Raw genomic sequence first — 22,340 nt, 5'->3', positions numbered from 1 at the left:
CATGTGAAGTCGAGGGGTGGGAGATGTGGAGGGCGACGATCCGGAAAACTGCGCCGAACAGGGCCGAACGTTTCGGCCCGTACCCGCGTCGTAGAGGAAACGCGGGAAGGGGAGGGGTGGCTGTGCTGCGCAGAAAGGCCCGCGCCGCCCAGGGGGTGGACGACCCCCTGGACGCGGCCCAGGAACGCCGGGTGCGCGCGGTGCTCGCGCTCGGCGGTGTACCGCAGGCGGACCTGCCGGACGGGGTGCAGCAGGTCCGCCTGCGGTTGCTGGAGCGCGCGGCGAAGGGGGACGAGGCACCGCGCGACGTGTCGGCGTGGGCGGCGGTCGTCGCCTCGAACCTGGCGATGGACTGGCACCGGGCCAAGCGCCGTCAGGAGCGGCTCGGTGAACGTCTCGCCTCGCTGCGGCAGCTGGAGCACCCCTCGGGCGAGGACTCCAGCGTGCTCTCGCTGGCGGTCGCCCAGGGCCTGGACGAACTGCCCGACGCCCAGCGTCAGGTGCTCGTCCTGCGCTTCTACGCCGACCTGTCCGTGCGCGGGATCGCCGAGGAGCTCGGCGTCCCGGAGGGCACGGTCAAGAGCCGGCTGCACGCCGCGGTGCGCGCCCTGCGCGCCCGCCTGCACGAGGACGAGGTGGTGTGACGTGGCCGAGTACGAAGGTGTGGACGCGCTGCTGGCCGCGATCACGGACGAGCCGTTGCCCGAAGCAGCACGCGACGACGCGGAGTTCATGGCCGAACACCGCTCGGCTGCGGCGGACCTGACGCTGCTGCGGGAGCAGCTGGGACTCATCGGGGACGCCCTGGCGGACGCCGGGAAGGTGTCGGAGACGGGCGGGGCGCGTGCTCCGGGGAAGGCGGCGCGGGCCAGGAGCCCGCGGCGGACCGGGAAGCGGGGGCCGGCGGGCGGACCGGGGAAGCGCTCCCGGCATCCGGGGGCGCTCGCCGTGTCGCTCGGCACGCTCGCCGTCGCCGCGGTGGCCGCGGTGGTGGTCGGCATGAGCTGGCTGCTGGCGCAGGGCGGCGGGTCCGGTCTCGGGGGAGGCTCGGCGGACTCCGCGAAGTCGGACCAGCGCGGCAGCGGCGAGGACTCCTCGCTCAGCGCCCCGGGCTATCTCGCCTGCGCCCGTCTCGTCGTCGAGGGCAGGGTCACCGCGGTCGAGCGGGTGCCGGGCGGCGGGCAGGACCGGGTGACCCTGGACGTGGAGCGCTCCTACAAGCCGGCGAAGGGCGACGACCGGGTGACGTTCCTGATGGCCGCGGACTCCGTTCCGCGGCTCCACGAGGGTGAGCACGCCCTCGTCGCCGTACGGCGCCACCAGCAGACGGCCGACCAGTGGACGACGGGCGAGAAGGCCATCGCCGAACAACGGGCCTGGATCCTCGACGCTCTGCCCGCCTCCCGCGGCCTGACCTGCGAGGAGTGAGCCGACCGAATCCGAGCGCCCGGCGGGGACGAGGGCGCGCCCGGTGGTCGCAGCGGAGGGCGCGTCTCACCGAAGAGGCCCGAACGTCCCTGCTGGAGCAGGGGGACCACCGGGCGTGGGCCGAGGGCGCGCCCCGTGGCCACCGTCCGGAGGGCATGTCTCGCCGGAGCGGAGGGGACGCGCGGCCGGGTGACGGGACACGCCCGGCGCGGGCCGGAGGGCCTGGTGTCGGGCCGGGAGGGCGCGACGGCCGGCGGGCCCAGGAACGCGCTGGTCGGCGGGTCCAGGAACGCGCTGGTCGGGTCCGGGTACGGCGAAGGGCGGGTGCCCGGTTCCGGACACCCGCCCCGTGCCGTTCGGACGGGCGCCCGTTGCCGGGCCCCGCCCCACGGCGGGACGTGCGCGTCGGCGCACGCCCCGCACGCGCTACGGCGTGACCTTGTCGATCTTCACGCTGCCGATGCCCGCGACCGTGCCGCGTGCGTTCACCAGCTGGACCTGGCCGAAGAACTCGCGTCCCTCGGGCGCCGGGGCCGCCGCGGTGACCGAACCGGACACCGCCGCCGAGCCGCCCGTGCCGAGCTTGACCGGCGCGGACTCGTCGACCGTGACCGTGCCGAGCGCGGACGAGAAGAACACGTCCTGGTAGTCGTAGGCGGTCGAGCCCGACGGGACCGAGTAGCCGACGACCTCGATGGTGTAGGTCCCGGCGGCGGGGGAGGCGATGGACACGGCCTCCTCGGAGTCGCCGTCCGCGGACTGCGCGACCTGCGCGCCCTTGGAGTCGTAGACCGTCAGGTCGAGGTCGGCGGCGTTGTCCGAGACGTTGCCGATGGCGACGTCGAGGGACTTGGCACCCGCGGGCACCTCCACGGTGGTGGTCTGCGTGGCGCCCTCACCGATGGTCTGCCGCGCGTTCTTCGAGGAGCCGAGCGGGCCGCCCTTGAGGGTGCCGTCGAGCGCGGCGTACTTGTTCGTCACCTTCCAGGAGACGGCGGCCGGGGTGCCGACCTTGGCCTCGGGGACGGTCACGACGGCGGGGTCGAAGTCCGCACCGAGCACGGAGACGCCGAGCTTGTACGGGTTGTCGAGCAGCGGCGACGTGCGGCGCGACTCGACCTCGATCTCCCAGACCCCGGCCTGCGGGTCCGCGTACGAACGCACGTCGGGCTTGCAGCCGTTGCCGTCCAGGTAGTTGTTGTAGCAGAACGGCGTCGAGGTGTTGTCGACCGGAACGCCGTACGGGTGGATCGAGATGAACCGGGTCTGGCTCTTGTCCTTGAGCCCGCCGATCGCGACCTCCAGCGACTTCGCGCCCTCGGGCACGGTCACGAAGTACGACTGCGTGCTGTTGCGCTGCACCGAACCCGACGCGGAGTAGGTGTACTTGACGGGCGCGGAGACCACGACCGTCGTCAGGACCTGCTTGTCGACGCCCTCGGTCCTCGGGTCGTCGACCTCCAGGATCGCGCTCTTGAGGCCCGCGGACCGCGGGTTCGCCTGCACCTTGACGGTGACCGGCTGGTTCAGCCCCAGCTTCACCTCGTCGGAGCCGACGATCCGGAAGGTGTCACCGGCGTTGTTCTCGAAGTGCAGCTCGTGGCGGATCGCCCGGTCGGCGCCCGACGTACGGGTCAGCGTGATGTCGTACGTCTTCTTGTCACCGGCCTTGAGGCCGCCCTCGCGGTCGTACAGGCCCGTGCCGAAGCCCGGCGTCTTCAGCGCGAAGTCGATCGCGGTGTCGACCGGCGCCTTCACGGTGTAGTCGTGCGCGGTGGCGCCGTCCTTGACGGAGTCCCAGGCGTCCTCGATGTCGATGAGGCCCGCGCCCTCCTCGTACGCCTGCACACCCTTGATGTGGTCGGCGGTCGAGGTCAGTGCCGTGCGCAGGGTGGCGGGCTTCAGCTCGATGCCCTTCTGCTTCGCGGCGCTCAGCAGCAGCGCGGACGCGCCCGCGGCCTGCGGCGACGCCATCGACGTGCCCTGGAGCATCGAGTAGCCGGCCGGCAGCGAGTAGCCCGCCTCGGCGACCGGGGAGCCCGGCAGCCAGGTCTGCGTGGAGTTGATGGAGGCGCCGGGCGCGCTGAGCGTCGGCGTGAAGCCGCCGTCCTCGCGCGGGCCGCGCGAGGAGAACGGCATCATCGCGTACGACTTCTCCACCTGCGAGCCGTAGTTGGCCGCCCAGGTCTGCCTGGAGATGGTCGCGCCGACCGAGATGACCTTGTCGGCGAGGCCCGGGTCGCCGATGGTGTTCGCGCCGGGGCCCGAGTTGCCCGCGGAGATCACCAGCTGCACGCCGTAGGTGTCGATGAGACGCGTGTAGAGCTCGGCGCGCGCGTTGTTGCCGTCGTTGAGCGCGGGCAGACCGCCGATGGACATGTTGACGATGTCCACGCCGCGGTTGGCCACGAGGTCGATCATGCCCTCGGTGAGCGCCACGTTGGTGCAGCCGCCGGTCCAGGTGCAGGCCCGGGAGGAGACGATCTTCGCACCGGGCGCGGCGCCGTTCATCTTCCCGCCGAACAGGCCGTTGGCGGAGGTGATGCCGGCGACGTGGGTGCCGTGCTCGGACTCGATGACACCGATGTTGACGAAGTCGGCCTTCTTGCCGACCCAGTCGCCCCCGTAGGGGTCCATCGGGACGTCCTTGCGGATCTCGACGACGAACGGCTGCCGCTCGACGACGTCGGTCGTCGGGTTGTCGGTGCCGAAGTAGCCGATCTGGTAGCCGTCCTTGTACGGCTTCATCGGCTTGTCGTCGGTGAAGTCGCCGTTGTTGTTCAGGTCGACGGTGACCGTGCCCGCGGCCGGGTCGTACAGGACGCCCCAGGCGTCGGTGGTGTCGCCGTCGCGGTTCGCGTCGCCCTGGGCGTCGCCGCCCGCGGTCACCGACTCGCGGAAGGTGCTGATCTCGTACGAACCGGCCGGTGCCGTCCAGGTCCTGCCGCTGTAGGTGAAGGTGGGCCCGGCCACCGCGGTGACCATCGGGCGCCAGGTGGCGTCGCCGTCCACGATCGGGTCGGTCGCGGTGACCCAGTCGACGATCTTGCGCTCGCCGGTCGTCGTCTTCTGCAGCGCGGGGTGGCCGAGGTCGACACCGGAGTCGAGGATGCCGATGGTGATGCCCCGGCCGTCCGCCTTCGGGTGATCCTTCACGAAGTCGACGGCGCCCGTCTCGAAGGACGGGTTGTACGGGTTCTCGGCGGGGGTGTTCTTGGACGGGCCGGAGTACGTGGCCGTCGAAGTGGCCTGCTCTCGGGCGCCCTTGGCGGTGTCGGCGCTCGGCGTCGGGTCGTCCAGCGCGATCTCCTGGCGCAGGTCGATCCCGTGCACCGAGGAGAGCTTCGCGGCGGCGGCGATGGCCGCGTCGGCCCGGCCGGTGGGGACGGTCGCCCGGACGTACCCGAGCTTGTCGTAGGTGCGGCCCACGGAACCGCCCTTGACCGCGTCCAGTTCCTCGGCGACCTGCTCGGTTTGACCGGGAGCGGTGGCGATCATCATGGTGACGTTCTTGTCGCCGTTGGCCTTGGCCTCGGTGAGGAGTTCGGCGTCGGCGGAACCGAGCTTGGCGGCGGCCGACTTGGTGCCGGGGTCGGCCGCCGGTGCGCCGGAGCCGGCGGAGAAGGCCATGGGTATCGGCCCGGCCGTGGAGAGCGCGGCCACCAGGCCGGCCGCCACGGCGATGCGGGCCGCGCGTCTCGCGCCGGATATCGGAGCGCGCTGAGGGTCGGAGGTCATCTGCATCCCTAGGTAAAGGAACGAGCGCGGAGCGACCGGCTCCGAGGGTCCTTCGGGGTCCGATCGCATCAGTCCGGTATGTGGACCCGGATGACCGCTCAGCTTTGCCTAAGGGGCAGTTGTTTGGGGAGTGTTGACCGAGGCGGGATGGAGTCATGGCGTACTTCCGCCATGCGTCACGCCGGTTATGACGGTGTATCGCCGGACATGTAGGGCGGCTCAGCTCTCCTTCGTGCGCGCGTAGTGGCGGGACGCCTTCGCGCGGTTACCGCACGCCGCCATCGAGCACCAGCGGCGGGTGCCGTTCCGTGAGGTGTCGAAGAAGTGCAGGATGCATGCCTCGTGGGCGCAGCCGCGGATGCGGTCGGGGGCGGTGTCCAGCAGGGTGAGGTAGTCGCGGGCCGCCAGCCAGGCCGGCCCCCAGGAGGGGTCGTCGAACTCGGCGTTCTCGGCCGGCCCCTGCTCGGTCAGGGTCAGGCGGACCCGGCCGTGCGCGAGGACCGCGTCGATGCGCGCGACGGCCTCGGGGGAGATCCGGTCCACGGCCGCGCGCAGGGCGTCGCGGGCCTGGAGCGTGTGCCGCAGGACGGTCTCCTCGGCCGGGAAGTCGAGGCCGTTCGCGGCCAGCCACACGGTCAGCCCCTCGGTGTCCGTCAGCAGGTCCTGCGTCTCGCCCTCGCGGTTCCAGCGGGTGTTGAGCAGATCGAGCGAGACCGGCTCCCCGGTGAGCGGGCGCGGGTCGGGGCGGGTGGGCATGGCGGGGCTCCCTTCGCCGCCGGTCGCTGCGGCGGCACTCACTGCTAACCACTCAAGGGTAGGTCACCGGTTGCACCTCCTCGCTATAACCTTTAAAGTCTCATACAGGGGTTAGCTCCCGAGTGGGGCTGCCATCGACAGAGGGGACTGCCATGACCTTGCGCACCGGCCACATCGGCCTGAACGTCACCGACCTCGACCGCTCGCTCGCCTTCTACCGCGACGTCCTCGGCTTCGGGGTGCTCGGCGAGGGCAAGGAGGACGAGCGGCGGTACGCCTTCCTCGGCTCGCTGAGCGGCGACGGCCGCCCGGTGATCACGCTCTGGCAGCAGGCGCGGACGCCGTACGACAAGGGTCGCGCGGGCCTGCACCACCTCGCCCTGGAAGTGGACACGATCGAGCAGGTCAGGGAGTACGAGACCGCATTGCGCGGCTACGGCGTCGACTTCGCCTACGACGGCGTCGTCGCCCACCGCGAGGGCTCGGCCTCCGGCGGCATCTTCTTCCACGACCCGGACGGCACACGGCTGGAGATCTACGCGCCCAGCGGGGCCGAGGAGGCCACGGCGCCGGTCGCCGCCGCCCCCACCTGCGGATTCTTCTGACCGGCCGACGGCTTCCCGAGGAGACGCCATGACCTACCACTCCGGGTCGCGCGCCGTGCAGGACCGCGTCGGCGTCCGTGACCTCGCCGACCACGTGGGCCGGTCCATCGGGCAGGGCATCCGTCCGGTCGCCGCCGCCTTCCTGGAGCAGCAGCCGATGCTGGTCCTCGGCGCCGCCGACCCCGGCACCGGCGCGGTCTGGGCCTCGCTGCTCACCGGCAGGCCCGGCTTCGTCCGGGCCACGGGCGTCCGGCAGATCTCGGTCACGGGCGGGCTCCGGCCCGACGACCCGCTCGCGCCCGCTCTCCGCACCCCCGGGACGCACGTCGGCACCATCGCGCTCGACCCGCGGACCCGCCGCCGCATGCGTGTCGACGGCCGTGCCAGACCCACTCCCCGCGGCCTCGCGGTCGAGGCCGACCAGGTCTTCTCCAACTGCCCCAAGTACCTGCAGAGAAGGGAGACGTACGAGACGACCGGGCGCGTCCCGGGCACCCCGCGCCGCGGCAGCCGGCTCTCGCCCGCCCAGGCGGAATCGGTGGCGTCGGCCGACACCTTCTTCCTCGCCACGGTCCACGCGGACGGCGCCGACGTGAGCCATCGCGGCGGCAATCCCGGCTTCGTCCGCGTCGCCGCGCCCGGCGAACTGCGCTGGCCCGACTATCCCGGGAACTCCATGTTCCTGTCGCTCGGGAACCTGGCTGCCGACCCGCGGGCCGGGCTGCTCCTCGTGGACTGGACGGCGGGGACCACGCTCCAGCTCACCGGCACGGCCCGCACGGAGTTCGCGTCCGACGGGGAGCGGAGCGTGCGCTTCACCGTCACCGGGGTGGTCGAGACGCCGGCGGCCAGCCCCCTGCGCTGGTCGGCGCCCGAGTACTCACCCGCCAACCCGTGAGCCGGCGCGCCGCCCCGTGAACCCCCGCCGCCGGCCCGCGAGATCCCTGACCCTCGCGGGCCGACGGCGGGGGCCGGGCCCCTGTACGGAATCGCCGGCGGCGGTCCGGAACCAGGTTCCGTACCCGGGAAGATGAACACGGAGTGACCGTCCCCGGACCGTTCGAAGAGGGCTCCATGGCCGCGCAGGGTGGTCCAAGATCCACGTACGGTGATCTGCGCCGGTCGTTGCCGCCCAGTTAACGCGCAGGTCACCCCCGGTGCCAACGATCCAGTGTGAGCGGGAAGTTCGCACGGCGGACGCCCCGCGACCACTGCCGACGCGTTCGCACTCGGGGAGACCGCGCCATGTCGCGCATACGCTCTGTCGCCGCCGTACCCGCCCTCAACCGCCGCACCCTGCTGGCCGCCACCGGAGCCGTGTCCCTGTCCGCGGGGGTCGGATTCGCCCTGCGCCCGGACACTCCGGCGCACGCCGCCACGACGAGTCAGGAGCCCGTCGCCGACTCCCTCGCGCACACCGGGGCGAGGTCGGGCGCGGTGCGTCCCCCGGCCCCCGCCGCGCTGGTCCCGTACACGCGCGGCACGACCCTGCAGTCCGTCGCCGCCCCGCGCTCCGGTTCCACCGGATACCGGCGGCTCGGCGACGGCCGCGGCTGGACGCGGATCCTGCGTGACGAGCTGGCCGCCGCCAAGTCCGGCCGCGCCGACCGGCGCACCACACTCGCCGCGTTCGTGCAGCTCACCGACCTGCACCTGATCGACGCGCAGCACCCGTTGCGCCTGGAATACCTGCGTGCCCGGAACAAGAGCGCCTGGCGCCCCCAGGAGACCCTGACCGTCGCCGGCGCCGTCTCGCTCGTCGAACGGGTCAACTCGCTGCGCGGAGCCCCCGTCACCGGCTCCCCGCTGCACTTCGTCATGACCACCGGGGACAACACGGACAACAACTCCAGGACCGAACTGGACTGGTTCCTGAAGGTCATGAGCGGCGGCCGCATCACCCCCAACAGCGGCGACCCGCGCCACTACGAAGGCGTCCAGGCCAGTGGCCTCAAGACGTACTGGCAGCCCGACGCGGCGCTGCGCGACGCCGACAAGCAGCTCGGCTTCCCGCGCCTCCCGGGCTTCCTGGAGGCGGCGATCCGCGAGGTCCGCAGTCCCGGCCTGAAGCTGCCCTGGTACTCCACCGTCGGCAACCACGACGCGCTGCCGCTCGGCTGCTACGGCTCCCACGGCGACTCCTACCTCACCGACTTCGCCGTCGGCGGGAAGAAGCTGATGTCGCTGCCCGACGCCGAGTGCACCGCTCTCGCCAAGAGCATCAAGGACGGCAGCAGCCCCAAGGGCACCGCGTTCCGGGACCTGCTCACGTCGCACGCCCGGCAGATGCGCTCGGTCACACCCGACGAGAACCGCGCCCCCTTCACGCCCGCCGAGTATCTGCGCGCACACCTCGACCCGGCGCACACCGGCCCCGGCCCGATCGGACACGGCTACTCCTCGGCGAACCTGGCCGCGGGCACCCAGTACTACACGTTCCGCATCGCCGAGGACGTCATCGGCGTCAGCCTCGACACCACCGATCCCGGCGGTCACTACGAGGGCTCCATCGGCACGGCGCAGCTCCGCTGGCTGGAGAAGACCCTGCGCGAGAACAAGGACTCCTACGTCGTCGTCTTCAGCCACCACACCAGCAAGACGATGCGCAACCGCCACGCCGACCCGGCCCACCCCGCCGAGAAGCGCCACGGCGGCGACGAGGTCGTCGCGCTCCTCGCGAGCTTCGCCAACGTCCTGGCCTGGGTGAACGGTCACACCCACAAGAACGAGATCATCCCGCACGCCGCACCCGGCAACCGCTCCTTCTGGGAGATCTGCACCGCCTCCCACGTCGACTTCCCCCAACTCGCCCGCGTCATCGAGCTGGTGGACAACAAGGACGGCACGCTCTCGCTCTTCACCACGCTCGTCGAGTCCGCGGCCCCGCACGCAACGGACTTCTCCGACCTCAGCCAGACCGGGCTGGCGGCGCTCTACCGGGAGCTCTCCTTCAACGCGCCCGGAGCCCGCACCGACCTGTCCGGCGCCTCCCGCGACCGCAACACGGAGCTCGTCCTCACGAGGGGCTGACCCGCCGCACCCGGACCCGTCCGCGGGCCGACCCGCCCGGCCGCACCCGGAGCGTCCGGTCTCACGGCGCTCCGGCCGGGCGATGCTCCGGCCGGGCGGCGCTCAGGTCAGGCGGCGCCGGCCGGTGCGAAGCTCACCTCCGCCGTGACGACGGTGCCGCCCCGGCGGCCGGGCGCGTTCTGCTCCGCCCAGTAGAGGTTGGTGTGGGCGATCACCAGGGCGGGGCCCGGTGCGCCGTACTCGGTGAGGTCCTCCGTCGTGTGGGCGTCGGCGACCAGCGTCACGTCGTATCCCCGGACGAAGCCGCCGTGGAGGGTCGAGCGGATGCACATGTCGGTCTGGGCGCCCGTGACGACGAGACGGCCCACACCCAGCCCGGCGAGCAACTCCTCCAGCCCGGTGGCCTCGAACGAGTCGGCGTAGAGCTTGTGGACGAGGGGCTCGGTGTCGTGGCGGACCAGCTCCGGCACGTACTGCCAGCTCTCGCCGCCCTTCTTGAGCTGGTCGTCGGAATGCTGGACCCAGATCACCGGCACGCCCTCGGCGCGGGCCCTGGCGGTCAGGGTGCCGATGTTGGCGATCACGCCGGCACGGTCGTGGCAGCCTTCCATCACGCCGTTCTGGACGTCGATGACGAGCAGTGCGGTGTTCGGGCGGCCGGGAAGGGTCGTCACGGGTCTCTCCTGTCTCTTCCGTCTTTTCCTCAGTCGTGCCTGTCTCGCGTGGGCACCACCGTAGAGGGCGCCACCGACAACGCGGGCGGGTCCGGGCGGGCCGGTGGAACCGGCCATGTTCCACGGATGGAATTACGCCAATTCCACTTCCGCTTCGCCGCTTTCCCTCAGCCGGATTTCTGCATTCCGGCCCGAAGGGCCGCGCCGGGCCCATTCCGCTTACGCGACCGCCCGTCCGTCCCGGGGTGTGGGCGCCAACCGTGAGCCCTGTTTCGCATGTTCTCGGTGTGGTTAGAGTGACCAGGTGTCCGGTGGCCCTGACCAGGCCGTGACCAGCCGGACTCCATGACGGGGTGTGCCGTGCCTTCTCTCTCCCTTTTCTCTTGCGTGCCTGTTCCTTCGGTACGTCCTTCTTCCGTGTCCCTTCGTTCCGTAGCTCCGCCTCTCCCCGTTCTCTCTTCCCGCGCAGGCCGGCATCCCCGCACCTGACGAAAAGAAAAGAGCTGAGAGGAACCCGTGAGAAATCCACGCCTGTTGATCCCGTCGGTCGCCGCCGCGCTGCTCGCGATACCGGTGGCCTCGGCCTCCCCGGCCTCCGCCGACGTCACCCCGGCCGCCCCGACGCACCGCTGCTACGACCGCATGGCCTGCTTCTACTACAACAGCAACCAGCAGGGAGCCCTGGCCACGATCGGGAACGGCGGCTACAACCTGGACAGCCAGGTGTTCAAGCCCGGTACGGGCCCCGGAGCGGGCACCCAGCTGGAGGACCACGCCGCCTCCTGGGACAGCCGTACCCGCAACACCGCCTTCTGCGTCCACCGCGACCGCTGGTGGAAGGGCCCCTACAACTCGCTCAAGCCGCAGGGCCGCAAGAACCTCACCTCGGCGCTGAAGAACAAGAACTCCTCCACGAACTGGTACCCGCGCCACGAGGACGGCTCCGGCCACTGAGGCCGCCGCAAGCCACCGACCAGGAAAGGAACCCCCCACCCATGCGTGCAAGAACAGCTTCCCTGGCGGCCGCGGCCTCGATCGCGGCACTCGCCCTGACCGCCTGCGCGGGACACGGCGCCGACGGCACCCGCTCCGGCCCGGACGGGGTCGCGGACCGGCGGACGAAGGTGCAGGCCTCGGCGGTCCGCGCCGTCGCCCGCATGACCCTGCCCCTGGACGCCTACCAGCTCTCGCCCGAGGAGTACGAGCGCAGCCGGCAGGCCACCTGGGCGCTCGTGCGGCCGTGCATGGTCGACCTCGGGTTCAAGGACTTCACCTTCCGGCCCGCGCCCGTCGCCGACGGCCTCGAAGCGCACGAGGACCTCCGCTACGGCACCTACCACGTCACCGAGGCCGGCAAGTACGGCTACCGGCCCGCCTTCGCACAGACCACCTCCCTCGCCCGCGGTGGCGAAGTGGGCGGCGAGGAACCCGAGTTCAGCCCGGAGGAGGAGGCCGCGCTCGACGGCTACCAAGCCGGTCGCACCACCGCCCCGAAGCGGGTGACCAGGACCGCGGCGGGGGAGACGATCCCCAAGGACGGCTGCTATGGACAGGCCCTCGCCGAGGTCACCGGCGGGCAGGCCGACACGTACCTCGACGACACCCTCGTGGAGGAGCTGGACGGTCAGTCCTACGAGAAGTCCCTCGCCGACCCCAAGACCCGGGCGGCCTTCGCGTCCTGGTCCGCGTGCATGCAGGGCAAGGGCTTCGCGTACGGGTCGCCGATCGACGCGAACAACGATCCCCGGTGGACCGGCGACAAGCCGTCCCGGGCGGAGATCGAGACGGCCACCGCCGACACCCTGTGCAAGGAGGAGACCGGCCTGCTCGGCATCTGGCACGGCGCCGAGACCGCCATCCAGAGGGATCTCATCTCCTCGCACACACAGGAACTGGCGGCCGTCCGCGACATGAAGACCGCCACCGTCGCCAACAGCGAGAAGTCCCGCTAGGGGGTGGCGGCACCCGCATACGAGGAGGGGCCGCCGGCAGCCCGGCGGCCCCTCCGCTCCCCTCCGGACACCGACTGCGGTCGTCACTACCGGGGCAGCACCACGACATAGGCCGCGGGTTCGCGGTCGTTCGACGCCATCAGAGCGGTGCGCACCACCGTGGCCTGCTGCTCCGCCGCGTCGCGGAGCTTCCGCGGCGTGATGTGGACGACGGTGATGCCCAGGCGTTCCAGATGCTCGCGCTTGCGGGCGTACTCGGACCACAGCGCGTCCTCGTCCTGGCGGGGCGCGCGGGTGTCCAGCTCCAGCGCGACCGCCTGCTCCGGCCAGTAGGCGTCCAGACCGCCCAGATGGGGACCGCCCGGCAGTCGCAGATCCACGTTCCAGACCGGGTCGGGCAGCCCGTGCTCGCGGACCATCCGGTACAGGCGCTGCTCGGCGATGGCGCGGCCCTCGGCGAGCAGCGCGTCGACCGCGTCCACCACGTGTGGACGGCTCAGCAGCCGTGCCTGGGTCAACTCCCGCACCACGGCGGCCGGGTCGCAGTGGCCGCCGCGCACCGCCTCCGTCAGCAGGCGGCGCACGATGCCCGCGTCGGACAGGTCGGCGACCGCGTCGGCGAGGGCGTGGGGGACGGGCGCGACCGGGACACCGGTGATCCAGGATGCGCCCGGCAGGGAGGGCGTACGGACGACGCGGGCGCAGCCCGTGGAGCGCAGCCGGCGCAGGCGGGGGACGAGGACGTCGATCCGGTCGAGGGACGGCAGGGGCGGAGCCGAACAGAAGCCGTGCAGGGTGAGTGCCGCCAGTCCCGTGATCATCGCCTCGGCGTAGGGCTGGGGGGCGTGCGGCTCCTCCGCGCCGGGCTGTGCGGGGATGGTCTGCGCGGTGCCGGGTGCGGGGGAGCGGGCGGCGTACAGCAGGACCGCGTGCAGGCGCTCCTCGGAGGTGGGCGGGCCGGGGTGCAGCAGGAAGACGCCGGGGAGGATCTGCTGCCAGGGGCCGCCCGGGCGGCACTGTCCGTTGGCCTCGGCGGCGGTCACGCCGTGGCTGCGCAGCTGTGCGGAGGTGAGGACCCGCCGCTGTACGTCGGACAGGTGGTGCAGGGGGCGGGGGGAGAGCGGGGTGTTGTGGTTCATGCCCCGGGGTTTCCCGCCTCGGAGCCGCCCTCTAACCGCTGTTACACGCCCGTCGACAAATGCGGACAAGGGCGCCCTAAAGTACGGACGTTCGACTGCCGAAAGGCGCTGGTCCGGACGGGAAGTCATATGGGTTACGGCTCTGAATACCTGTATTTCGTAACCACCTGGTGCCGCCCATCGGACAAGCGGAAGGACGGACTCGCACGGCGTTGCGCGGAACGCCCGTGCGACCGGAGGCGCCGGTGTGGCCGGAGACCGGCACGGACGAGGGCACCGGCCGGAGCCGGTGCCCTCACGATGCCGTGCCGTGCGGCGGGGCGGGTGACGGGCCCGCCGGAACACCCCCGCCGGACGACTCCCGCCGGATCACCCTCGTCGGAGCTGACCCGGCGGAGCCGATCCGCCGGAGCCGTTCGCCGGGCTCAGCCGGCCGCGGCGATGTCGCACGCCTGACCGCGCAGCGTCCGCGCCAGGTCGTCCCGCGCCTCCAGGACCAGCCGCCTGAGCGCCGGCGCCGCGTCCTCGTGCGCCGCCAGCCACGCGTCCGTCGCGTCCAGCGTGTCCTGCGAATCCCGGAGCGCCGGGAACAGGCCCTTCACGATGTCCATGCCGATCTGGATGGACCGCTCGGCCCAGACACGCTCGATCGACGCGAAGTACTTCGCCGCGTACGGGGCGAGCGTCGCGCGCTGGGACGGCTGCATGAAGCCCGCGATCGTCGCCTCGACGAGCGCGTTGGACAGCGAGTCGGACTCGACCACCGCCGCCCAGGCCTGCGCCTTGACCGCCGCCGAGGGGCGGGCCGCCAGACAGCGGACCTGGTGGCGCTTGCCGGACGCGGTGTCGTCACGCGCGAGTTCGGCGGCCAGCACCGACTCGTCCGCGGCCCCGTGCGCGGCCAGCGGCTCCAGGAAAGCCCAGCGCAGCTCCTGGTCGACGTCCAGTCCGTCGATCTTCGCCGTACCGTCCAGCAGGCCCTGGAGCAGCTGGAGATCGGCCTCGCCGGACGCGACGTTCGCGAAGAAACGGGCCCAGGTGAGCTGATGCTGGCTGCCCGGCTCGGCGAGCCGCAGTTCCTGCAGCGCGCCCTCGGTGAGCAGTCGCCCGCCCTCCGTGCGCCAGTCCGGCGCCGCGTAGTGGGTGAGCGCGGAGTTCGCCCAGGCGTGCAGCATCTGGAGCACACCGATGTCGGACTCGCGGCCAGCGAACCGCAGCACCAGGTCGATGAAGTCGCGGGCCGGCATCAGCGCGTCACGCGTCAGGTTCCACAGCGCCGACCAGCACAGGGCGCGCGCCAACGGGTCCGTGATCTCGCCGAGCCCGTCCCGCAGGGTCGCCAGCGAACCCTCGTCGAACCGGATCTTGCAGTACGTGAGGTCCTCGTCGTTGACGAGGACGAGCTCGGGCGCCTCGGCGCCGGCCAGTTCGCCGACGACCGTGCGCGGCCCGTCGACGTCGACCTCGGCGCGCGCGTACCGCACGAGCGGGCCGTCCCCGTCCTCGCGCCGGTACAGGCCCACCGCCACCCGGTGCGGGCGCAGTTCGGGGTGCGACTCCGGGGCCTCCTGGACGATCGCCAGCTCGCTGACGCGCCCCTCGGGGTCCAGGATCACCTGCGGGGTCAGGGAGTTGACGCCCGCGGTCTGGAGCCAGGAGCGCGCCCAGCCGGCCATGTCCCGGCCGCTCGTCTCCTCCAGGGCCGTCAGCAGGTCGCCCAGGCGGGTGTTGCCGTAGGCGTGGCGCTTGAAGTAGCGGCGGGCGCCGTCGAGGAAGGCGTCCTGGCCCACGTACGCCACCAGCTGCTTGAGCACGGAGGCGCCCTTGGCGTACGTGATGCCGTCGAAGTTGAGCTTGGCGTCCTGGAGGTCGCGGATGTCGGCCGTGATCGGGTGGGTGGACGGCAGCTGGTCCGCGCGGTACGCCCACGCCTTGCGGCGGTTGGCGAAGGTGATCCAGGCGTCCGTGAAGCGGGTCGCGCCGACGTTGGCGAACGTGCCCATGAAGTCGGCGAAGGACTCCTTCAGCCACAGGTCGTCCCACCACACCATGGTGACGAGGTCGCCGAACCACATGTGCGCCATCTCGTGCAGGATGACGTTCGCCCGGCCCTCGTAGGACGCCTGGGTCACCTTGCCGCGGAAGATGTACTCCTCGCGGAAGGTGACGAGACCCGGGTTCTCCATGGCGCCGAGGTTGTACTCGGGCACGAACGCCTGGTCGTACTTCCCGAACGGGTACGGGTAGTCGAAGTGGTCGTGGAAGAAGTCCAGGCCCTGCTTCGTCACCAGGAACACGTCGTCGGCGTCGAAGTAGGGGGCGAGGCCCTTGCGGCACATGGCGCCGAGGGGGATCTCCAGCGTCGTGCCGTCGTCGAAGGTCCGCGTGTAGCGGTCGGTCACGTAGTGGTACGGACCGGCGACGACCGCGGTGATGTACGTCGAGATCGGCTTGGTCTCCGCGAACCTCCAGACGCCGTCCGTGAGTTCACCGGCGCCGTTGCTCCAGACCGTCCACCCCTCGGGGGCCCGCACCTCGAAGCGGAACGGGGCCTTGAGGTCCGGCTGCTCGAAGTTCGTGAAGACACGGCGCGAGTCCGCGGGCTCGTACTGCGTGTACAGGTACACCTCGCCGTCCTCGGGGTCGACGAAGCGGTGCATGCCCTCACCGGTGCGCGAGTACGCGCACTGGGCGTCGACCACCAGCTCGTTCTCCGCGGCCAGGTCCTCCAGCTCGATCCGGGAGCCGTCGAAGACCTCCCCCGGATCGAGGTCCTTCCCGTTGAGTGAGACCGAGGTCACACTCGGCGCGATCAGGTCGGCGAAGGTGGCGGCGCCCTGCTCGGCGCACCGGAAACGGATGGTGGTGACCGAGCGGAACGTGCGCGGCACCCCCTCGGCCCCCGCCTCCCCGACGGCCGAGCGCAGGTCGAGGGAGACCTCGTAGCTGTCGACGGACAGCAGCGCCGCCCGCTCCTGGGCCTCGTCGCGGGACAGGTTCTCACCGGGCACGGGCTGCACTCCTTCGGACGTCTCGGTGCGCTTCGGACATGGCGCAACAGCACCGATCCTGCCATGTGCCCCTGACCCTCGACACCCGGGAATGAGGCGGCGCGGGTCCCTGTTGCAGGTTCGGAGAAACCCCTTCCTGAGGAGAGCCATGTCCGAGACCGCGACCACGTCCGCGAAGACCCCCGTCGACTTCTGGTTCGACCCGCTCTGCCCCTGGGCCTGGATGACCTCGCGATGGGTGCTGGAAGTGGAGAAGGTCCGCGACATAGAGGTGCGCTGGCACATCATGAGCCTTGCGGTGCTCAACGAGAACCGGCTCGACGAGCTGCCCGAGGAGTACCGGGACATGCTGGCGACCAAGGCGTGGAAGCCGGTGCGCGTGGTCACCGCGGCCTGGCAGAAGCACGGCGACGACATCCTCGGCCCGCTGTACACCGCGCTCGGCACCCGTATCCACAACGACGGCGAGGGCCCGACCGTCGAGGCGATCGCCGGTGCCCTGGCGGACGTGGGCCTGCCCGCCGACCTCATCGACTACGCCGACCAGGAGGACTTCGAGTTCGACTCCGAGCTGCGTGCCTCCCACAAGGAGGGCATCGAGAAGGTCGGCCAGGACGTCGGCACCCCGGTCATCGCCGTCCCCGGCGCCGACGGTGAGCAGATCGCCTTCTTCGGCCCGGTCGTCACGCCCGCCCCCAAGGGTGAGGAGGCCGCCAAGCTCTGGGACGGCACCCTCCTCGTCGCCTCGGTTCCGGGCTTCTACGAGATCAAGCGGACGCGCACGGCCGGTCCGGACTTCAGCAACCTCTGAGCATCACTCGGGCGCGGCGGCCTCCTCCCGGAACTCCTCGGGCAGGAGGCCGCGGTCGCTCTTCTTGTCGTAGCGCTGGTAGGTCCGGCAGCCGGGGGCGGTGCAGCGCCAGTAGTCGTCGACGTACTGGATCCCCTTGTCCTTGCGCACCGCTTCCTTCTCGGCGTCGTCGAGACGACGGAAGTCCTGCATCGTGCCGCAGGTCGGACAGGACTTGCTCTTCGTCATGAGCCCCTCCTCGCGATCACCGCCAGGTCCGGGAAGTCGGTCACCACCGCGTCGACCCCCAGCCCGTAGTACAGCGCGTACTCCGCGAAGGCGTCCCCGAAATCATTGGCTCCGGTACCGCGCCGGTAGTCGGCCGGCAGGAACTGGTTCTCCGCCCGGTAGGTGTACGGACCGATCCGCAGGCCGGCCGCGTGGGCGTCCGCCACCAGCGAGGTGGGTGTGCCGAGACGGCCGTCCGGGCCCACCGGGACGAGCGACGTCTTGTCGGGGCCGATCCAGTCGGCGTACTCCGCGATCCTCGCCAGCCCGGCCGGCGTCATCATGTCCTTGTACGTCGTCGGGTCCCCGGCGGACACCAGGTCGTACGGTCCGCCCGTGGTCCCCAGCGCCTGCCACAGCGGCACACCGAGCCGCTGGTCCGCGACGCGCTTCAGGCTGGTCGGTTCGAAGGACTGCACGACGCACTCACGCGGGCCCAGCCGGTTGCGGCGCACCAGGGCCGCCAGCTTCGGCTCCAGCTCCAGGCCGATGGAGCGGAAGTACGTCGGGTGCTTCGTCTCCGGGAAGACCGCGATCGTCCGGCCGTACCGCTTGGACAGGGCGCGGGCCAGGTCCACCACCTCCTGGAAGGTGAGGACCTCGTACCGGCCGTCCAGGACGGTGTTGCGGTTGCGGACCAGCGGGAGGCGCTCGACGGCCCGCAGCGTCTTCAGCTCCGCCAGGGTGAAGTCCTCGGTGAACCAGCCCGACACGGCCCTGCCGTCCACCGTCTTCGTGGTGCGGCGGGCCGCGAACTCCGGGTGCGAGGCGACGTCCGTGGTCTGCGAGATCTCGTTCTCGTGCCGGACCACCAGGACGTGGTCCCTGGTCGCCACCAGGTCCGGCTCGATCCAGTCGGCGCCCGTCTGCGCGCCGTAGGTGTACGCCGCCGCCGTGTGCTCGGGGCGCCAGCCGGCCGCGCCACGGTGCCCTATGACGAGCGGGCCGCCGGGGCGGTGGGGTGGTCCGGCCGCCGCGGCGGGTACGGCCGCGGCCGCCGGGGCGGCGGCGGCCGCGAGCAGCACGGAGCGGCGTCTCGGGCGCGAGGCATTCATCCAAGTCCCCTTTTCTCTGTCGTTCCCTCTTTCGCGTGCCTGACGAATTCCTCTCGCCGCGCCGCCCCCGGCGGCGGGGGCGAGAACAGCCTCAACGGCGGGCCCGGATGCGGGCGTTGTGGAGCTGGGACAGGTGGTCCTCGAACGCCTTCGCGTAGTGGGCCGCCCGGACCGCGTCGGGCCGCACGATCCGGGCGGGCCGAGTCCACGCGTCCGCGTCGAGGTCGACCCCGTGCCGCCCGGCCGCGGCGAGCACCGCACCCCGCGCCCCCACTTCCCCCTCGATCACCCGCAGCGGACGGCCCAGCACGTCGGCGAGCAGCTGCATCCACGCGGGGCTTCGGGTGCCGCCGCCGCAGACCGCCAGCGATCCCGTCAGGCCCGCGGCCTCCAGGCAGTGGCGGGCCGCGAACCCGATGCCCTCGCAGGTCGCGCGGACGAGGTCCGCCTTCGTCGACTCCAGACAGACACCGGTGAGTTCGGCGCGCAGCCGGGGCTCGACGAAGGGGGCGCGTTCGCCCGAGGGGGCGAAGTAGGGCAGGACGCGCACGCCGTGCGCGCCGGGCGGGGTCCCGGCCAGCAGGCCGTCCACCTCGTCGTGGCGGACGCCGGTCGTCGACAGCACCCAGTCCAGCGCCGCCGTGCCGACCATCGCGGGCATGGCGCGCAGCCAGTACCCGGCCCGGTCGGTGGAGATGTACAGGCCGGCCGGTTCGCCGGACAGGTCGAGGTCGGTCGTCCCGACCAGGCCGGCGAGGCAGGTCCCGACGATCAGCAGGCCGTCGCCGGGGGCGGTGACGCCCGCGCCGAGCGCGCAGGCGGGCAGATCGTAGGGGCCGTTGGCGAGCGGGGTGCCGGACGGCAGGCCCTCGCCGCGAGCCCGCCCGGTGGCCAGCGGGTCGCTGACCGGCGCGAGCAGTCCGCGCCGGTGGGTCAGGCCGAGGAGCTCGACGACCCGGTTGTCGTAGCGGCGGGTGCGCGGGTCGAGGAAGGGCATCGAGGCGTCGGAGACATCGGTGGCGCGGATCCCGGTCAGCCGCTGGAAGACCATGTCCTTGCAGTACAGGGCGGTGGCCGCGGCATCGAGCGCGGCCGGCTCGTACCGGTCGAGCCAGGCGAGCAGCGGTCCGGGGCAGCCGGGGAACATGGCGCTGCCGGTGCGCCGGAAGACCGTCTCGAACGTGCCGTCCGCCAGCCACTGGTCGACCAGTTCGTGCGCCCGGCCGTCCATCCAGGACGCGGCGGCGCGCACCGGGCGGCCCTCGTCGTCGACGAGCCACACGCCGTCGCCCTGCCCGGTGAGCCCCGCGAGCTCGACCGGTTCCGGTACGGCGGTGGTCAGCGCGGACAGCACACCGACCACGGCCGTGTACACCTCCTCCATGTCCTGCTCGACGAAGCCGTCGTGCAGGGAGAGGCGCACGGGCCGTGTCTCCACGGCCAGTTCGCGGCCCGATTCGTCGAAGGCGGCAGCCTTCACCATGGACGTGCCCACATCGATACCGACGTACATGCCCCTCGGCCTCCCTCGGCCCCGCTCGCGCTGCATCCGTCAACTTCCGTGCCATGGGCCTCAGTCGAGGCAGTGTGCCAGCGGCTCCCCGCGTGTCCAGCGGCCCACCTCGGCAGCCGCGATCCGTGCGGCCTTTTCGGCCACGGCGCGGCTCGCCCCGCCCAGATGTGGTGTCATCACCAGCCGTTCGGTCCCGGCGAGGTCGAGCAGCGGGGAGCCGGCCGGCACCGGCTCCTGTTCGAAGGTGTCCAGGGCCGCCGCCGACAGCCGGCCGTTCTTGAGGGCCTCGCACAGCGCCTGTTCGTCGACGAGCGGGCCTCGGGCCACGTTCACCAGCACGGCGCCCGGCGGCAGCAGCGCCAGTTCGCGGGCACCGATCAGGCCGCGCGTCTCGGGAGTGAGCCGGGCGTGCAGGCTGATCACCCGGGAACGGCCGAGGAGTTCGTCGAGCGAGCCGACCCTCAGCCCGTGCACCTCGCCGCGCACGTACGGGTCGTGCACCAGCACCCGCGCCCCGAACGCGCCGAGCACCCGGGCGACGCGGCTGCCGACCGCGCCGTAACCGACGAGTCCGACGGGCAGGTCCTCCAGCTCCAGCCCGCTGTTCTCGTACGTGTAGTAGGCCGCTCCGCCCCAGCTGCCCTGCCGGGCCAGCAGGTCGTGGGCCTGGGGGATGCGGCGCAGCGCGGCGAGCAGCAGACCGACGGTGAACTCGGCTGTCGCGGCGGCGTTGCGGCCGGGCGCGAAGCACACCCGTACGCCGTGCGCGCGGGCCGCCCGCAGGTTCACGTTCACCGGGCCGCCCCGGCAGACCACCACGAGCCGCAGCCGGGGCGCGGCGGCCAGCACCCGCTCGGTCACCGGGCCCATCTGGGTGACCAGCACCTCCGCGTCGGCGAGTGCCTCGGCGAGCTCGTCCTCGGCGTCGCTGGCCTCCTCGACCTCGGCGACCCGGCCGAAGGGTTCGAGCGGCCAGCCGAGCGTCAGCTCACGGACGGAGAAGGGACGGTCGCGGAGTTCTTCGCGGACGGCGGAGGTGATGAGGGCGGGGAGGACGAAGTGATCCCCGGCGGCCACCACCCGCACGGGCGCCGGCACGGCGGAGGCCGACTCGGGAGCGGTCGCGGGTGTCGTGGTGGAGAGCGGCTCCGATGGCGTCCCGGGTGTCGTGGTGGAGGGCGGCTCCGATGGCGTCCCGGGTGTCGCCGTGACGGAGGCCGTGCCGGGTGGCGTCGCGGGGGGCGCGGGCGTCATCGCAGGGAGTCTCCCGTCTCGGCGTCGAAGACATGGGTGAGGGCGGGATCGGCGGTCACCCGCACCTGTTCGTCCCGGGCGAGCCGCGCCTCGGGTCCGGTGAGGACGACGAGCGGCCGTGCGACGCCCTCCAGGGACAGGGTGGCGATGCCCGACTCCAGAAGCGGCTCGTGGGCGGTCACCCGGGCGGGGACCCCGCTCTCGCCGGACAAATCCAGGTCCTCGGGCCGGATGCCGATCACCACCTCGCGTCCTTCCGCCACCTTCAGCGGCAGCGCGAAGGCGACCGTGCCGGAGAGCCGCACGTGGCCGTCGCCGGTCGCGGTCCCCGGCAGCAGGTTGACCGCGGGCTCCCCGACGAAGTCGGCGACGAACATGTTGGCCGGGCTGTCGTAGATCTCGTACGGCGTGCCCAGCTGCTGGATCACGCCGTCCTTCATCACGGCGATCCGGTCGGCGAGGGAGAGGGCCTCCTCCTGGTCGTGCGTGACCAGGATCGTGGTGTGCCCCAGGTCCCGCTGGATGCGCTTGAGTTCGCGGCGTGTGGTGTCGCGCTGGGCCGCGTCGAGGTGCGACAGCGGTTCGTCGAGGAGCAGGACGTCGGGTTCGCGGATGAGGGCGCGGGCGAGGGCCACGCGCTGCTTCTGACCGCTGGAGAGTCCGGCCGGACGGGCCTGGAGGATGTCCGTGAGGTCGACGCGCTCGGCGATCTCGCTGACCCTGCGGGCGATGTCGTCGCGGGAGCCGCGTGTTCTCCGTCCGCGTGCCCGCAGCCCGAACGACAGGTTCTCGGCGACGCTCAGCGGCGGGTACAGCGCGTAGTTCTCGAAGGCGACGCCGATGTTGCGGTCCTGTGCAGGCCGTCCCACCACCGAGGCACCGTCCACCAGGATGTCACCGCCGGTGACCGTCTCCAGGCCGGCGATCATGCGCAGCGTGGTGGACTTGCCGCATCCGGACGGGCCGAGCAGGCCGAGCAGCTCGCCGGAGCGCAGCTCAAGGTCGATGCCGCGCACCGCGTCCACGGCGGGGCGGCCCCGGGACCGGTACGTCTTGCGCAGCTCCCGAAGCTCCAGTGCCGTCATCGCTGCCCTCCGTGGCCATGGG

18 protein-coding genes are annotated in these 22,340 nt (G+C 72.1%); 8 read left to right on the top strand and 10 right to left on the bottom strand.

Annotated features, from left to right (window positions below; all coding sequences use genetic code 11):
- Nucleotides 1-122: 122 nt before the first annotated feature.
- Together ACZ4IF_RS04150 and ACZ4IF_RS04145 are read left to right on the top strand one after the other, a co-directional pair.
- The gene (locus ACZ4IF_RS04150; RefSeq protein WP_426681205.1) at nucleotides 123-644 is read left to right on the top strand and encodes an RNA polymerase sigma factor; all 522 of its coding nucleotides are present in this window, start codon (nucleotides 123-125) and stop codon (nucleotides 642-644) included.
- A 1-nt stretch (nucleotide 645) separates the two neighbouring features.
- Nucleotides 646-1,428 carry a hypothetical protein gene (locus ACZ4IF_RS04145; RefSeq protein WP_467559327.1) on the top strand — a complete coding sequence of 261 codons (783 nt, stop codon included), beginning with the start codon at nucleotides 646-648 and terminating at the stop codon, nucleotides 1,426-1,428.
- A gap of 426 nt (nucleotides 1,429-1,854) precedes the next feature.
- On the opposite strand, the gene ACZ4IF_RS04140 is transcribed toward ACZ4IF_RS04145, so the two are convergent.
- Nucleotides 1,855-5,166, bottom strand: coding sequence for a S8 family serine peptidase (locus tag ACZ4IF_RS04140; RefSeq protein ID WP_467559325.1), 3,312 nt, complete (start codon nucleotides 5,164-5,166; stop codon nucleotides 1,855-1,857).
- Between the two features lie 219 nt (nucleotides 5,167-5,385).
- Nucleotides 5,386-5,922, bottom strand: a complete 537-nt coding sequence (locus ACZ4IF_RS04135) for a CGNR zinc finger domain-containing protein (protein WP_467559323.1) — start codon at nucleotides 5,920-5,922, stop codon at nucleotides 5,386-5,388.
- A 152-nt stretch (nucleotides 5,923-6,074) separates the two neighbouring features.
- Here ACZ4IF_RS04135 and ACZ4IF_RS04130 point away from each other — a divergent pair, with 152 nt between their 5' ends.
- The 3 genes from ACZ4IF_RS04130 to ACZ4IF_RS04120 all read left to right on the top strand — a co-directional run bounded on the left by ACZ4IF_RS04130 (nucleotide 6,075) and on the right by ACZ4IF_RS04120 (nucleotide 9,557).
- Entirely contained in the window at nucleotides 6,075-6,527 is a 453-nt protein-coding gene (locus ACZ4IF_RS04130) for a VOC family protein (protein ID WP_359487061.1), read from the top strand.
- 28 nt (nucleotides 6,528-6,555) lie between these two features.
- A complete protein-coding gene (locus ACZ4IF_RS04125; protein ID WP_467559321.1) occupies nucleotides 6,556-7,425 on the top strand; it encodes a pyridoxamine 5'-phosphate oxidase family protein in 870 nt (289 codons plus the stop codon).
- Nucleotides 7,426-7,772: 347 nt separating this feature from the next.
- Complete coding sequence (locus tag ACZ4IF_RS04120; RefSeq protein WP_467559319.1) at nucleotides 7,773-9,557, top strand: TIGR03767 family metallophosphoesterase; 1,785 nt, start codon at nucleotides 7,773-7,775, stop codon at nucleotides 9,555-9,557.
- Between the two features lie 107 nt (nucleotides 9,558-9,664).
- Here ACZ4IF_RS04120 and ACZ4IF_RS04115 read toward each other — a convergent pair whose 3' ends face one another.
- Nucleotides 9,665-10,231: a cysteine hydrolase family protein gene (locus ACZ4IF_RS04115; RefSeq protein WP_467559317.1), complete on the bottom strand. Its 567-nt coding sequence runs from the start codon at nucleotides 10,229-10,231 to the stop codon at nucleotides 9,665-9,667.
- Nucleotides 10,232-10,747: 516 nt separating this feature from the next.
- On the opposite strand from ACZ4IF_RS04115, the gene ACZ4IF_RS04110 reads away from it, so the two are divergent.
- The gene (locus tag ACZ4IF_RS04110) at nucleotides 10,748-11,185 is read left to right on the top strand and encodes a hypothetical protein (protein ID WP_467559315.1); all 438 of its coding nucleotides are present in this window, start codon (nucleotides 10,748-10,750) and stop codon (nucleotides 11,183-11,185) included.
- Nucleotides 11,186-11,226: 41 nt separating this feature from the next.
- The gene (locus ACZ4IF_RS04105; RefSeq protein ID WP_467559313.1) at nucleotides 11,227-12,183 is read left to right on the top strand and encodes a hypothetical protein; all 957 of its coding nucleotides are present in this window, start codon (nucleotides 11,227-11,229) and stop codon (nucleotides 12,181-12,183) included.
- A gap of 86 nt (nucleotides 12,184-12,269) precedes the next feature.
- On the opposite strand, the gene ACZ4IF_RS04100 is transcribed toward ACZ4IF_RS04105, so the two are convergent.
- Nucleotides 12,270-13,322, bottom strand: a complete 1,053-nt coding sequence (locus tag ACZ4IF_RS04100) for a hypothetical protein (RefSeq protein WP_467559311.1) — start codon at nucleotides 13,320-13,322, stop codon at nucleotides 12,270-12,272.
- Nucleotides 13,323-13,747: 425 nt separating this feature from the next.
- The gene (gene pepN / locus ACZ4IF_RS04095) at nucleotides 13,748-16,333 is read right to left on the bottom strand and encodes an aminopeptidase N (protein ID WP_467559309.1); all 2,586 of its coding nucleotides are present in this window, start codon (nucleotides 16,331-16,333) and stop codon (nucleotides 13,748-13,750) included.
- Nucleotides 16,334-16,481: 148 nt separating this feature from the next.
- Between pepN and ACZ4IF_RS04090 the strand changes: the two genes are divergently transcribed.
- Nucleotides 16,482-17,144, top strand: coding sequence for a mycothiol-dependent nitroreductase Rv2466c family protein (locus ACZ4IF_RS04090; RefSeq protein ID WP_095934356.1), 663 nt, complete (start codon nucleotides 16,482-16,484; stop codon nucleotides 17,142-17,144).
- Nucleotides 17,145-17,147: 3 nt separating this feature from the next.
- Here the strand turns inward: ACZ4IF_RS04090 and ACZ4IF_RS04085 are convergent, their stop codons facing one another.
- The 5 genes from ACZ4IF_RS04085 to ACZ4IF_RS04065 form a co-directional block, all read right to left on the bottom strand.
- On the bottom strand, nucleotides 17,148-17,372 hold the full coding sequence (locus ACZ4IF_RS04085) for a hypothetical protein (protein WP_345641622.1): 225 nt from the start codon (nucleotides 17,370-17,372) through the stop codon (nucleotides 17,148-17,150).
- Nucleotides 17,369-18,466, bottom strand: a complete 1,098-nt coding sequence (locus ACZ4IF_RS04080; protein WP_467559307.1) for a glycerophosphodiester phosphodiesterase — start codon at nucleotides 18,464-18,466, stop codon at nucleotides 17,369-17,371. Before ACZ4IF_RS04080 ends, ACZ4IF_RS04085 begins: the two co-directional genes overlap by 4 nt.
- Nucleotides 18,467-18,557: 91 nt before the next feature.
- Nucleotides 18,558-19,979 carry an FGGY family carbohydrate kinase gene (locus ACZ4IF_RS04075; protein WP_467559306.1) on the bottom strand — a complete coding sequence of 474 codons (1,422 nt, stop codon included), beginning with the start codon at nucleotides 19,977-19,979 and terminating at the stop codon, nucleotides 18,558-18,560.
- A gap of 60 nt (nucleotides 19,980-20,039) precedes the next feature.
- A complete protein-coding gene (locus tag ACZ4IF_RS04070) occupies nucleotides 20,040-21,233 on the bottom strand; it encodes a 2-hydroxyacid dehydrogenase (RefSeq protein WP_467559304.1) in 1,194 nt (397 codons plus the stop codon).
- On the bottom strand, nucleotides 21,230-22,318 hold the full coding sequence (locus ACZ4IF_RS04065) for an ABC transporter ATP-binding protein (protein ID WP_467559302.1): 1,089 nt from the start codon (nucleotides 22,316-22,318) through the stop codon (nucleotides 21,230-21,232). Before ACZ4IF_RS04065 ends, ACZ4IF_RS04070 begins: the two co-directional genes overlap by 4 nt.
- Between the last annotated feature and the right edge of the window lie 22 nt (nucleotides 22,319-22,340).

It is taken from the genome of Streptomyces sp. NPDC025784 (genome assembly GCF_055558435.1).
The sequence above is the reverse complement of the archived record's forward strand: the minus strand, read 5'-3'. Positions and strand labels throughout refer to the sequence as shown.

Coding starts and splice junctions, on each gene's coding strand:
- ACZ4IF_RS04120 (WP_467559319.1), top strand. CDS start 7,773: ATGTCGCGCATACGCTCTGTCGCCGCCGTACCCGCCCTCAACCGCCGC.
- ACZ4IF_RS04140 (WP_467559325.1), bottom strand. CDS start 5,166: ATGACCTCCGACCCTCAGCGCGCTCCGATATCCGGCGCGAGACGCGCG.
- ACZ4IF_RS04130 (WP_359487061.1), top strand. CDS start 6,075: ATGACCTTGCGCACCGGCCACATCGGCCTGAACGTCACCGACCTCGAC.
- ACZ4IF_RS04100 (WP_467559311.1), bottom strand. CDS start 13,322: ATGAACCACAACACCCCGCTCTCCCCCCGCCCCCTGCACCACCTGTCC.
- ACZ4IF_RS04125 (WP_467559321.1), top strand. CDS start 6,556: ATGACCTACCACTCCGGGTCGCGCGCCGTGCAGGACCGCGTCGGCGTC.
- ACZ4IF_RS04080 (WP_467559307.1), bottom strand. CDS start 18,466: ATGAATGCCTCGCGCCCGAGACGCCGCTCCGTGCTGCTCGCGGCCGCC.
- ACZ4IF_RS04070 (WP_467559304.1), bottom strand. CDS start 21,233: ATGACGCCCGCGCCCCCCGCGACGCCACCCGGCACGGCCTCCGTCACG.
- ACZ4IF_RS04135 (WP_467559323.1), bottom strand. CDS start 5,922: ATGCCCACCCGCCCCGACCCGCGCCCGCTCACCGGGGAGCCGGTCTCG.
- ACZ4IF_RS04075 (WP_467559306.1), bottom strand. CDS start 19,979: ATGTACGTCGGTATCGATGTGGGCACGTCCATGGTGAAGGCTGCCGCC.
- ACZ4IF_RS04090 (WP_095934356.1), top strand. CDS start 16,482: ATGTCCGAGACCGCGACCACGTCCGCGAAGACCCCCGTCGACTTCTGG.
- ACZ4IF_RS04105 (WP_467559313.1), top strand. CDS start 11,227: ATGCGTGCAAGAACAGCTTCCCTGGCGGCCGCGGCCTCGATCGCGGCA.
- ACZ4IF_RS04065 (WP_467559302.1), bottom strand. CDS start 22,318: ATGACGGCACTGGAGCTTCGGGAGCTGCGCAAGACGTACCGGTCCCGG.
- ACZ4IF_RS04085 (WP_345641622.1), bottom strand. CDS start 17,372: ATGACGAAGAGCAAGTCCTGTCCGACCTGCGGCACGATGCAGGACTTC.